This window comes from Mycoplasma sp. 1890, from assembly GCF_053851615.1.
This window is the reverse complement of the sequence record NZ_JBSQAZ010000003.1, coordinates 13612-26128: the sequence shown is the minus strand read 5'-3', so window position 1 is coordinate 26128 and position 12517 is coordinate 13612. Positions and strand designations below refer to the sequence as shown.

The following is a 12517-nucleotide window of genomic DNA, read 5'->3' as shown; positions in this document are numbered from 1 at the left end:
GATTAATTTAATTAGTTTCTTTATAAAAACTTATTGATTTTGAAAAATTTATAAGTTTGTGTTGCTCTATACAAAAACAAAATTTTTTGATATTTGAAATTAAATATTTATTTTCCCAATTTTATGATTTAAAAATACAAACTCAACTTAAATTAAGATAGATTTATGATTTTATTTAATTGTTTAACTACAATTTTATCAAAATTTTGCATCTTTTATTATAGGATAATAGCCTATATAAAAAGCTCATATTTTGATATCAAAATTCATTTTATATGTATTGTGATAATTAATGCAAAAATAAATTTTATAAAAAGCGTTCTTAAATTTATTTTAGTGCTAAAATATTATATGCAACGGTCGTGTAGCTCAGGGGATAGAGTACGTGCCTTCTAAGCATGTGGTCGCAGGTTCGAATCCTGCTACGATCGCCATTTTTTTTATTCTTTTTTTATATTAAATTATTAATAAAACTTAATTTAATTGTTTTTAATACAAAACAAGAAAAGACCCAAATCTTTTTATTTAAATTTGAGTCTGATGTTTTTTTCTGATATTTTTATTTTTTAGTTATTAGTATGGGTTTGTGGTTTATTGATTAGTTGTTCAAGTTTCTTTGATTTTTCAACTAATTCTTGACTTGTTTTTTCTAATTCTTTTTTAGCATTTGTATTTGCTAAATTTGCTTCTTCTTTTTCCTTTGTTTTACTTACTAAAGTTTGGTTTAGGTTTGTGATATCTTTATTTATAGTTTCTAGTTTTTCTTCTTGTTCACTTATATCTTGTGTTGTTTCCTTTAAGACACTTTGAGATTCGCTAAGTTGTTGTTTGGTTTTTTGCAACTCGTTATCTTTATTTTTTAATTGCTCAATTGTGTTATCTAGATTTTGTTGTGCAATATCTAAAAATGATATTGTATTCTCTTTATTATTTTGAGTTTTTTGTTGCTCTAATTTTGCAAATTCTAATGCTTGGTTCTTATTGTTTAGTTCTTTTTGTTTTTTGTCTATTGTTTGTATTGCAGTTTGAAGTTGAGTTTCAAGATTATTTTTATTTTTCAAAGCTTCTTTTAAATCGGCATTATTTTTTTGTTTAGTCAATGTTATTTTGCTTTTATTTGTTTTAATTTCCTTAATTTTCGCGTTCGCTTCTTTTAATTTAGTATTAGCTAATTCAAGATCACTAGTTTTTTGTGTTACATCTTGATTGGCTTGATTTAATTTACTTTCGGCCTCGTTATTTGCTGTTTGCAATGCTTGGTTTGAAATATTTAGTGGTGTTAATGATTGGTTGGTTTTATCAATTTCTATATCTATTTGACTTATTTTTGCTATAACTTCATTTATTTTCTGATTTATTAAACTTTTATTTGTTTCTACATTCCGCAATGCATTAATGGAGTTTTGTTCACCTATTGTTTTTGCATTTAAGTTTTTTATATTACTTTCATATTCTTTTTTAGCTTCTTGTAATTCTGCTATATTTGATTGTTTTGTAACATTAGCATCCTGAAGTTCTTGCTTCGCAGCATTTAACTCTCTTTTTATCCTATCTATCTCGTTATTTTTTGCTTGAATAGAAGATTTTGTTTGCTCAAGTTCACGCGTTGCGTTATTTTTTTCACGTTCAGCATTGTTGTATTCTTGTTGAACATTATCTTTTTCTTTAGTTTTTTCGGCAAGTATTTTTGTTTTTTCTTCTAAATTATTTTCGATTTTATTATATTTTTTTCAACTTCATATAATTTACTTAACGCTGATTTTATATCATTTAGATCATTATTGATAAGTTTTTTTTCATCATTTATATCGCGGTTTATTATTTCTAAAATTTCTTCTAATCTTATTCTAACAAGATGTCTAAGATTTGAAAATTTATTAATTACTTTTTTTAGATCAATAATATTATTTATTTGATTAAAATCTACATTACCATCAAATTTATCCCGAGAAGATTCTTCAAATATTTCTTGTAATAATTCATTTTTTTTAGTATTGCGTTGCTCAACAAAATCATTACCATCTTCAAGGGATTCAAAACTATCTTGTATTTTTTTAATAATTTCATTTTTATTTTTTTATATTCATTTTTAAAGGAGTCTAATGTTTGCTGCTCGATTTTGTATTGTTCTAAAGCTTCATTATATTTTTGCATAGCTTCATTTAAAATATTATTGATTTTTTTAACTCATCTTGCTTTTCCCGCAACACTTGCTCACTGTGGTGTTTTAGTAATTGAAGATTTGATAAATTAGTTTCTTCTATTTCTAATTCTTTTTCTTTCTTAGATAGAGCAACTGATTTATCTTTAATTGAGTTGTTAGTTTCATCTAATTTATTTTCAGTTTCTGTGACTTTTTGCTTACTTGTATCTAATGCAATTGAAGCTTCGCTTTTTTCTTGCGATTTGGTTGTTTTGGCGGCGGTTTTTTTCTTTATTTCTTCTGTATATTTTTGTAGTTCTTGTTCTAGCTTTGTTTTTTCTTTTTGCAGTGAAATCTTTAGGTTATTTTGCTGTTGTAATTCTTTATTTTTTAGAGCAATATCATTTTGATTCTGTGAAAGTTTTTGCTTAGCTTGTTTTGCTTTTTCTATTGCACTCTTTTGAGACTCATTTGCCTTTTTTAATGCATCAATCGCACTTTGTAAATCATTTGCTAATTGCAAAATTTTGATTGATTCCTCTTGTAAATTATTGTTGATATTTAAAAGGTTTGTATCAGCCTCTTCTTTTTTAGTTTCTAGTTCTTTTATTTGTCTGTTTGTGTTTTCTAGGCCTTGCTTTGTTATTTTTTGCGTTTCCTGAGCTTGCGCTAGTTCTTTATTTGCCTCTATTAATTCATTGTTTTTAGTTGAAATTTCACTTTGTTTTTGTGTTAAAAGATGATCGATTTGTTTGATCTTTTCTTGTAGTTTATTGATTTTCTCTTGATTGTCATTTTTTTGTGCTTCTAGTTGATTTCTAACATCAGTTTGTGCCTGAATTTCAGATTCTTTTTGGCTAATTATGTTGTTAATTCTTTCTAGATTTTTATCAGCATTTTGTTTTTGGTTATTTATTAGTTCTTTTTTATTTTTTGTTTCTTCAAGCTCTTTGTTTATTAAAGAAATTTCGTTTTGTTTTTGGACTAAATTTTGGTTAGCCTCATATGATTTTTGTGTTGCATTTTTTTGGTTATGGTCAGCTTGCTTTAATTCAATAATTGCCATTTGAAGTTCTTTGATTATTGCACTTAGTTTTTTTGAATCAATAGAAGGATTTGTTTTGGGTGAGTCTTTATCTTTTTTTAGATTTTCATTCTGTTTTTTTAATTCCTGGTTTTTTGTAAGTGAATCTAAGAGTTTTCTTTCTAAATCTTCTTTAATTTTTTGCGCTTCTTTTAATAGTTTATTTGTTTTTTCTTGTTCTATTGCTTTCTTATTAAGTTCAGTTATATTGTTTAATGTCTTGAATTTATGACTTAAAATAGGTTTATTTTTAAAAATTATTTGAAATTCATAATCAGTGCTAGATTCTAAAGGAGCTTCGTTTCTTTTCTCGCCCCAAGAAATAGTTTCATTATTTTTGTTTATAATGTATTTCTTTTCAAGAAAAGCTTTTGGATTATTTTCGGGAAAGATTCTTGCTGTAAATTCGGTGTTTTCATAATTTTTATAGTTTTTTAGTATAAATGAAGCTGAGTTACTAGTTATTTTTTGTTTGTTTATTTCTAACTTATTTTGGTTATTGCTAACTAGGTATGCTGTTATTATGGCACCAGTTGCTAATGTTGCTGCTATTGCTAGTTCTGCTCCTAGTAAAACTCTAGGTGTTTTTTTCTTTTTTGTTTTAATTTCATGTTTGTTTTCAGTCATATTTAAACCTTTTCTTATGTTTTGGTATTTAATTTTTTTTACTAATATAATAATGTTTTTTTTTTTTTTTTGAATTTCGGGTTATGAACATTGGGCAGGGTTATAAATTGGACATCAAATTTGAACTTATTTTGCTATTGAAATGCGAAATTTACTAGCCTTTTGAAACTTTGGCCTAGTTAATTTTGCTTTTTTTTTTTAAAAAAAAAAAAAAAAATAGAGTTTTAATAATTGCGTAACAATTTCTTATTAAAAACTCTATTTTGAATTAGATTATTGACATTACAATAGAAAGAACAAGAACAAACAAGATTATGCTGATTACTGAAATTGAAAGTTTTTTTAATTTTATAGTACCGAGTTTTTTGCTTTTTATAGCAATAAAGGTAATTGCAATTATTGTTAATAATGCACTAATTGCAAATATTGCATAACCAGCTTGGTTTAAAGCTTTTTTTCCTTCTAGATTATTATCTTTAATTTGAATTTCTGCTTTTAGATATGAATTTGTAAATTTTTCTTTGTCCTCTTTTTTATCTGGCTTTTTATTATCGATTAAAGCAGCAAGAATATCAAATCTTTCAATAATGTTTTTGACTTGCTTAGTGTAATTATCATATCAGCTAAAAATATTAATAGTTCTTGAACCAGTTGAAGAAATTAAACGAGATATTTGTTTATTTATAAGGTCATAATATTGATTTATTAAATTTAAATCAAATCCATTTTGAGCAAAGTTTTTCTTAATAATGTCTTTATTTATCTTAATTATTTCTTCAAATTGTATTAAAACAGCTTTAAGAGAGTTAGCAAGACTACTAAAATAATCTACACCATTGATTGTTGAAGAAAATAAACTAGTTAATAATAGATAATTTGAGTTTTTAATGTCGGCTTCGATAACAGATTTGTTATTTTCGTTTTTTAAGAGATTTTCAGCAGCTTTTGTGATTATATCGTTAGCAGCATTTACATACGATTCTTTATTAGTGATTAAAACCCCTGTACCAACCATATTATATAAAACGCTACGTAGCGTATCATTTCTTAAATCATTATAGTTTATTTTGTCATCAATTCCCAAAGCGGTAAATATTTTGCTAAATAGTTGTTTATTTTCTTTAATTATTTCTTCATATGCGTAATTAAGTGATTCTTGTTCCGGAGAAGTATCAATATTTATTTTAATTACATAATCACGACTCTTTTTAGGATCTACTCTATCACTAATTCTCACTGTTGCTGATAATGAATTTCCACCTTCACTTTTTAGATTAATTACGCTATATTTAAATCTAGTGTTAATGGCATTATCAAAAAAGAATATCTTTTCTTTTTCTTCTGTTTTTGAACTATCAAAAAACGTTTTTAGATTGTTTGCTGTTTTAGATGTGTAAATTGAAGAAACATTAGGTATTAGCGAAGGAAGAGCTTGAATTTGCTCTTGGGTATCAATTTCTTTTTGTTGTTTATCCCCAGGAATTATTGGCGGTTTTCTTATTGGTTCATCTTCTTTTTTATTTTTTTGTTCATCAAGAATGAATTTTTTATTCTGATCAAGATCAAATTTAACAAATTTCTTATGCAATTTCGAAACAATGTAATCTTCTCATGATGCAAAGTCTTTGGGCTGAGTAAAACTAAAACCATTAATTGTATTTTCTTTTTCTTTGAAGGTGCCGAATTTAATATTAATTTGTTCTCCTATTTTAGGAATGTCTACCTTGTCAAAAAGCATGTTTGGAAGTTGCTTTTGCAACGCACCAAAGTAATCCTTTATTAATTTATCAAGTCTTTGTTTGGTAATTGTATTAAGTTGTTCTTTATCTTTTGTAATTTTTCCATTTGGCTTAATTTGTTCTTCATAGTTAGTTTCTTTAGTTTTTCCGACCTTTATGTTATCAAATTTTTGCCCTTCGTATTCAATTACAGATGGAATGTAATTTTTATTAGTTGACATTACATATGGAAAAACAATTGTGAAACCAAGGTTATTCATATGCTTAGTTTTTAATGTATCTTTGTTTTTTTCAAGATACTGTTGTAGGACTTGGATGTAGATAAGTTTTTCTAAATTAGGTTTAAAATCCTTGTCTAAATCTTTCAACAATTTTCCTTTTTCATTATCAAGATATTTAATGGTAAAGTCAATTATTTTTTCAACATTTTTTTCCACATTATCTTTTGTAAATTTGGCAAAGGTATCAAAGTCGAGAGCTAGGCTAGGTTTTTCTGGAGCTTTTGGTTTTTGCTTGTTTGGATCGGCAGGTTTTTGAGGCGCATCTTGTTTGAGTTCTTTTGTTTCATCTTGACGATTGTAGGCAGAAATAAGAGCTAACGAGGGAAGCGGGATCACACTGATTAAACTTAAAGAGAATAACTTATTTTTTAATTTCATAATTTTCCTCCTTGACTAATTTTAGTTTTTGCTCCATTTTTAGCATATATAGCCTTTGCTTTAAATGTTTTTCTTCAAGAAATTGGTCAAGACTTAGTCCAATTTTTTGCAATGATTCATAGTAATTAATTTTAGTTGTTATTTCTTTGATTTGCAAATTATCAAATTTTATCTTATTGTTTTGTTTGTATAATTCTAACTTACTAAATGAATTAATGTTAATTTCGTTTTCTTTGATGATTATATTTGCGTTAATTAAAAATAAAAATAATTCTTTTTCTTGATCAAGGTCTCTAATTTTAATAACTGTGTTTTCAAATGCCATCATTGAATTTGAATTAGCAAGACCCCACTCATCCTCTTCATCAATATTGATAAATAATATGGCATTTCTGATTGATAGATGTTTATTACCAATGAAGTGAATATTAATTTTAAATGAATTATTATTAATCATTATTTAATACCCCCAAAACCTTCGTTTGCTTTTGTTAATAAAACAATTTCTTCAATTTCCTTTTCGCGTTTAGTACGGATTATTTTTTTCTTAACCTTTGCAATATCTTCTTCAATTTGATTAATAATTTTATTGGTTGTAACAAGGTCATTTTTGGCATTGTAGAAAAATGACTCAATTAACAATGAATATATAGCATTTTCTAAAATGATGTTTATTTCATTTTCAACAAAATCCTCAATACCGGGATAAATTTTGTAACCAGAAATATCACCAACTGAATTTTGTTTATCAACTTCATTTACTAGTTTATTAATGTTGAATTCATCGATAGGAAGAACTGTAAAGTGCCCGTTATAATTTTTATTGGTATTAAGAACAAAATTAACTTTTGAATAGTTATTATCTATATATAAGGTCTTAACTAATTGACTAACTCTTCAAGCAAGATTGGTAGCCTGTTTTTCTTCTTCACTAAAGGATTTTATTACGTTAAACTTGTTTTGATTACAAAATTCACTAGCTCTTTGGCCAATTGTTATAAAATCATCGTGTTTAGGATTTACATTTGTAAGTAGCTTTTTTTCATATCTACTATATGAATCTGTTGAGTATTTTTGGTTCTCGGTCAAATAAATCCAAAGTACTGATCGTTTTTTAAATATATTACGTAATTTTTGAATAGTTTTATTATTATTTTCAGAATCATTAATTAACTTATTTTTTATTGTGTATTTTTCCTTAATAGCATTGATTAAGTTGATATTTAGCAATGCATTAGAAATATTGAATTTTAGCTTTCTCGTAAGCTTCATTATCTCAATCAAAAGAATATTTTTGGAATTATTTACCTTTGTCAATATTCCTTCAAGGTTTTGTAATTTTTCTTCTCATTTTTTTAAATGCATACTATCATCCTATAATACTTTTTTCGTTGTAAAATATGTTTAATAAATTAGATTCATTATCTGTTTTAACAATAATATTTTCAATAATTTCAACAAAGAAATTCTTATTTAATAATTGCTTTATCTCTTCATTGAAGTAAAGCGCTATTTTTGATTTAAATAGGTTAGTTTCAGTTCTTAGATTAATTGATTCAATATTTGTTGATGGAAATTGCTTTATAAATGGTACTAGGTAGTAATTATTCAATCTTTCATCCAATTTATAAGATAAAACAAATTCATCCAAAATAATTTCATATTTTTTATTTTGAGCCTGTTTTAGATAATTAAACAATTTTTTAACATCCATATCCTTTGATTTTGTTTGAGCTTTTAATTGAATTGTTGACATTAATTTATCGAAGGAGATAAAGTTAGGTTGTTTCTTTAGTTGCATGAAATCATAATTAAATACTTCTAAATCATTTTGTACGGCTTTTAAAATATTTTGCTCTTTCCTACTTAACTTCATTTGAAACTCCTTGGTTTATGACATTATTTTTCTTTGTAATTACTGTTAGAGTTCAAATTAGATTTATAACAGTTGATATGTTAAATAAAACAGCAAAACTTAAAGTAGTGATTACAAAAATTTGGTCCAGCGAAAGTTTTGAAGGAATATTATAGAATGATTGGTTATTATTTGAAAGTAGTAATGCATTTAAACCATTAATTATTAGGGTAAATATTACTAATAAAACCAAACTCTTCAATATTATTGAAACATATATAGGTTCATTTGAAGTTTTGTATTTATAAAGCATTAATATTAAAATGCTGAATATTGAAGAAAATAAAAGAGTAATATTTGTGACAATAATTTCTTGATTTTTTAAACTTACAATTGCGGTTATTATTCAAATTAGTGTAAAAATAAAGCCGGTAAAAATTGTATTTAATAAAACCCCTTTAATTTTTAGTGGTTTTAGAAAACTTACTAGGACATAACTAATAAAAAATAGGACAATAAATATTAAGCCAATAAGATAAATATAATTTCTTGATGGTTTTTCAGCATCAATGACATTTGAACTTGTTTTATAAAATAGTGCACGAATAAATCAAATTACAGTAGTAAAGGCAAAACCAATATAAAGAAGTAGTCTTTCTCTAGATTCATTATTTTTTTGTTGCTTTGATGCGGTTCATAAAATTCTTTCGATATTAATTCCAAATATTAGCACTCCTAATGTGACAAAAATTAGAATTAAGTAAAATAGATTAATTCCACTTTTTTGTGAAAATAAACTTATAAAGAATTGATGTACAGGGTTATTATCTAGAAAATCAAATTTTTGCTCATCTTTTTCGATGGTGAATATTCATGCTGATATCGTAGCCATAAATCCTATGACTAAAATTGATCGAGAAATAATTGAAATAATAAGAGTTTTTTTGTTTTTATAAAATAAAGGATTTGTTTTTTTCTTTAATTTGTATGTATAAATTGCATAGGCAACATCGACAATTAATAATATAACTGATAAGAATGATAAATAGTAGTAACTTAGTGTTTTTTCATTAAACATCGTAAATAACAATATTACAGAAATAATTGATAGGGTTGAATATATGACAAATCAAGGTATATATTTTTTAGCCGATTCTTTATGGGTGAAGATATTAGAAAAGTTTTTGCTAATTGTGTATAAAAAGATACTAATTAATAGTGAAATTCTGAATATAGCGAGGTAATTAATACGTTCCAATGATAAACTTGAAAAGTTTAGGAAGTATTCAGGGGTATTTGTAAAAGGGGCGAAAAGTTTTGTTGAAAAAATTGTTATAGGGGCAAAAAATAAAATTAATCCTGATAAAAAAATAAACAAGGAAATGATAGTAATTTTCAAGATTGATACTAACAGATTTTTTCGCTTATTATTGAATAATGACTCAAAGTCATCATATATGCGATTTTCTTTGACTGTGGAATTTTGCATTATCTTGTGGTTCCTTTCTTGAATTTAAATTGCTCTGGAATATTCTCATCACCTAATCCGTTTGTAAATAGGTTGGTTTTTTGTAGATTTGGATAAAGATTTTTTAGAGCTTGTCTATATGATTTTGTTTGATCCTTGCCACCACCATAAATTAAGTCATATTCTGGAAGATTATATTTTCCGAATAAACCTTGATAATTAAAACCTTCTGATCTAAACGCAAGAGCAAGCCCAGTTCTTGCAAATTGATTGGTTGTATGGTGAATAGCGACTAATTCATTATTTTGGTTTCTAATTGATGAACCAGATGATCCGCCAGCTGGTGCTCATCTTCTTGGTAGATAGTTAAGGCTCATGCTGATATATTTCTTATTTTCATATTCAAATAATTTATCACCATTGATTGGCGCACTAATAAAAGAATCTAGAACCCCAGGTTTGTCAGCGAATGAACGATAACCAATTTGATATGATAAATAATTTCCTCTATTTAGCACATCACTAGGGAATGAAGATGGCCCGTTTTCAGAATTGGTTAATTTTGCATCATAAAAGTCATAATTAGCATTAAATCATAAACTAAATGAATAACCAAACTTTGCTCTTTCTCTTTGATCATCATCGATGTATGCTTTTAAATAGAAATCTTCACGGGCGCTTGGCCATCCAACGGCAAATAAATGATCAAGACTAGGTGGAATCTTTCCACTTAACGGATAATCTATTGCTTGATAATCCGCAAGATATGATTTGCTTCTAAATTTGATATGAGATTTTTTATCATTGGCATAATCATTTGTAACTTCTTTAGCTAGATTGAAATCTTTTTTAGCCTTTAAAGCTTCAGTTAAGGTTGCTGAATTAGAGGATGCTGAAAAATCTTTAATTTTTTCAAAGTCAATTTCAATAACAGCAAAATCAGCAAATTCTTCAACACCTTCATAAATTTTCTTTTGACGTTCTGATAAAAAATCAGTTGGATGAGTGCTTAGGTAGTCAGTTGCATTAAAAATGGTTCTAATTGCATCTTTATTTTGAGTTCCAAAAGTTGTGATATTGTCATCCATATCCGATATTCTTAGTTTTGCTCCGCTATGAATGTCTTTATTAATTCTTGTTAATGAGAATCCGCTTAAATCCTTAGTTATAGCCCTTGCAACGTGGGCATTTGTTCCAAAATATCATTTAGTTGGATATTTTCCTGTGCTATCTGGTTGAAAGTCTAGAATTCACATAGTACCAGATTCAACATTATTTTCCTTCTTTGATTCAGCACGTTTTTTGTATTCATTAATTTTTTGCTCTAATTCCTTAATTTCTGCCGGTCTTGTATGTTTTTCGAAATGAGTTATTCTATCATCATATTCTTTAAGACTTTGTGTTTTTTGTTTGTTAAGACTTTCCACAAGATGTTCATCAGTATTTTCTTTTATTTTTTTATCTCAATCTGCTTCAACTTGTTTTTTATCTTCTTTTAGCTGAGCAATTTTTTCTTGAATTTTTTTCTTGAAGGTTTCTTCATTTTTTTCATCTTTTCAGAATTTAATTAAATCATTAGATTCAGAAATTTCTTTTTCATAAGTTTTGTAATTACTTATTGAAATTGAAAATGTTTGTTTAGCTATTTTTAGATACTGTTCGTTAATGATTGTTCTTGCGACACCGATGGTTTTAAAGATATCTGGTTTTCCTAATGAATCAATTAAACTAGGTTGCTTACCAACCTCAACACCATTTAATTCCAATCCATCTAATGTGCCATCTTGTTTGTATGTAGGGACACTGAAACCTTTGTAGGCGGAATTTTCATAGGTATCTAATTTTAATTCTTGCGCTTTTTGATCAAATTCTTTTTTCTTTGCATCGCTTATATTTAGGAAAGCTCTGAAATCTTTTAAATTATTAATACCGTTTTTCTCATAATTATCTTTCAGTCTTTCTACATATTCATTGTTATCTTTTTTATAACGATCATATTGACTTAATTTTTGATATTTTTGAATTTCACTTTCTTCAATTTTTTCATCAGAAACTCTTCCATTAGGTCTATTACCTTCACTATCAACGTTGAAATTATTTTTGTTTAAACCTGATAGTTTAAATTTGTAATTTTTTTGCGTGTTAGTTGCTTTGTTTCTAAATACAAGTCTAATTTCAGCTTCGCCAGTGGTGTTGGCCTTATCTGCCAAATCAATATTAAAGACACTAAATTCAATTTTTTTGTTTATCGAATCATCTTTGGCTTTTATAAGCAGTGATGCATATTGTTTTTGAAGTTGACTAGGAAAGATTTGCTTTTTTTCATGATAAGGGAAGAGATTTTTAAAAGATAAAACAAAATTAGTCTCAATATCTTGGGAACTAGTTAATCTATTAAAATCAGCTAAAAATTGTTCATCAGAATATTTAAGAGTGCTATCAATTTTTGGTTTACCATCGTTTTCTTCGTTAATTTTGCGAATATTTTCTAGTTCACTAGAAATTTGATTGTTTAGTTGAGATAATTTAGTTTTTGCTTTTTTTAGTTCAATGTTACTAATGTTATTATCTTCAAGCAATTCATTAATTTTTTTAATTTCATTTTTTGATTCGATATAGGCCTTGCTTTTGAAATTTGTTTTATTTTCATTTTCAACATTTTTTAATAAACCTTCTAATTTAGTAAGGGCTTCCTTAACTAAACGCTTTTCTTTATCTTGCTCATTTTCACATGAAATTAAGCCTAGAGTAGGCAGAAAACTTAATACCGATGATGCTATTAAAATATTTAGCAAAGTGCGTTTTTTCTTTGTATTCATAATCTTTCCTTTCAAATGCTATATTTTTATAATTTATAGTTTAAGGTTTTAATTTATAAATTAAACTTGTATTCAATTATTAGGAATTATATACTACTTTTATTTAAAAAACGAGTTTTTTAC

General features: G+C 26.2%; 8 protein-coding genes and 1 tRNA gene. 1 reads left to right on the top strand and 8 read right to left on the bottom strand.

The window, feature by feature from the left end; all coding sequences use genetic code 4:
* Positions 1-358: 358 nt before the first annotated feature.
* Positions 359-434: transfer RNA gene (locus ACWXVO_RS01110), tRNA-Arg, on the top strand.
* A gap of 132 nt (positions 435-566) precedes the next feature.
* On the opposite strand, the gene ACWXVO_RS01105 is transcribed toward ACWXVO_RS01110, so the two are convergent.
* The 8 genes from ACWXVO_RS01105 to mip form a co-directional block, all read right to left on the bottom strand.
* Positions 567-1388, bottom strand: coding sequence for a hypothetical protein (locus ACWXVO_RS01105; RefSeq protein ID WP_456002032.1), 822 nt, complete (start codon positions 1386-1388; stop codon positions 567-569).
* A 774-nt stretch (positions 1389-2162) separates the two neighbouring features.
* Positions 2163-3854 (bottom strand): hypothetical protein, encoded by a 1692-nt coding sequence (locus ACWXVO_RS01100; protein WP_456002029.1) that lies wholly within the window; start codon positions 3852-3854, stop codon positions 2163-2165.
* A gap of 268 nt (positions 3855-4122) precedes the next feature.
* Positions 4123-6252, bottom strand: coding sequence for an MSC_0620 family F1-like ATPase-associated subunit (locus ACWXVO_RS01095; RefSeq protein ID WP_456002026.1), 2130 nt, complete (start codon positions 6250-6252; stop codon positions 4123-4125).
* Positions 6236-6709 carry an MSC_0621 family F1-like ATPase epsilon subunit gene (locus ACWXVO_RS01090; RefSeq protein WP_438340756.1) on the bottom strand — a complete coding sequence of 158 codons (474 nt, stop codon included), beginning with the start codon at positions 6707-6709 and terminating at the stop codon, positions 6236-6238. The genes ACWXVO_RS01095 and ACWXVO_RS01090 overlap by 17 nt, the downstream gene beginning before the upstream one ends.
* Entirely contained in the window at positions 6709-7617 is a 909-nt protein-coding gene (locus ACWXVO_RS01085; RefSeq protein WP_455993965.1) for an MSC_0622 family F1-like ATPase gamma subunit, read from the bottom strand. Before ACWXVO_RS01085 ends, ACWXVO_RS01090 begins: the two co-directional genes overlap by 1 nt.
* A 1-nt stretch (position 7618) precedes the next feature.
* Complete coding sequence (locus tag ACWXVO_RS01080; RefSeq protein WP_455966326.1) at positions 7619-8128, bottom strand: MSC_0623 family F1-like ATPase-associated protein; 510 nt, start codon at positions 8126-8128, stop codon at positions 7619-7621.
* Positions 8115-9596 (bottom strand): MSC_0624 family F1-like ATPase-associated membrane protein, encoded by a 1482-nt coding sequence (locus tag ACWXVO_RS01075; protein WP_456002023.1) that lies wholly within the window; start codon positions 9594-9596, stop codon positions 8115-8117. Before ACWXVO_RS01075 ends, ACWXVO_RS01080 begins: the two co-directional genes overlap by 14 nt.
* On the bottom strand, positions 9596-12394 hold the full coding sequence (gene mip / locus ACWXVO_RS01070) for an Ig-specific serine endopeptidase MIP (RefSeq protein ID WP_456002020.1): 2799 nt from the start codon (positions 12392-12394) through the stop codon (positions 9596-9598). The genes ACWXVO_RS01075 and mip overlap by 1 nt, the downstream gene beginning before the upstream one ends.
* Positions 12395-12517: the final 123 nt, after the last annotated feature.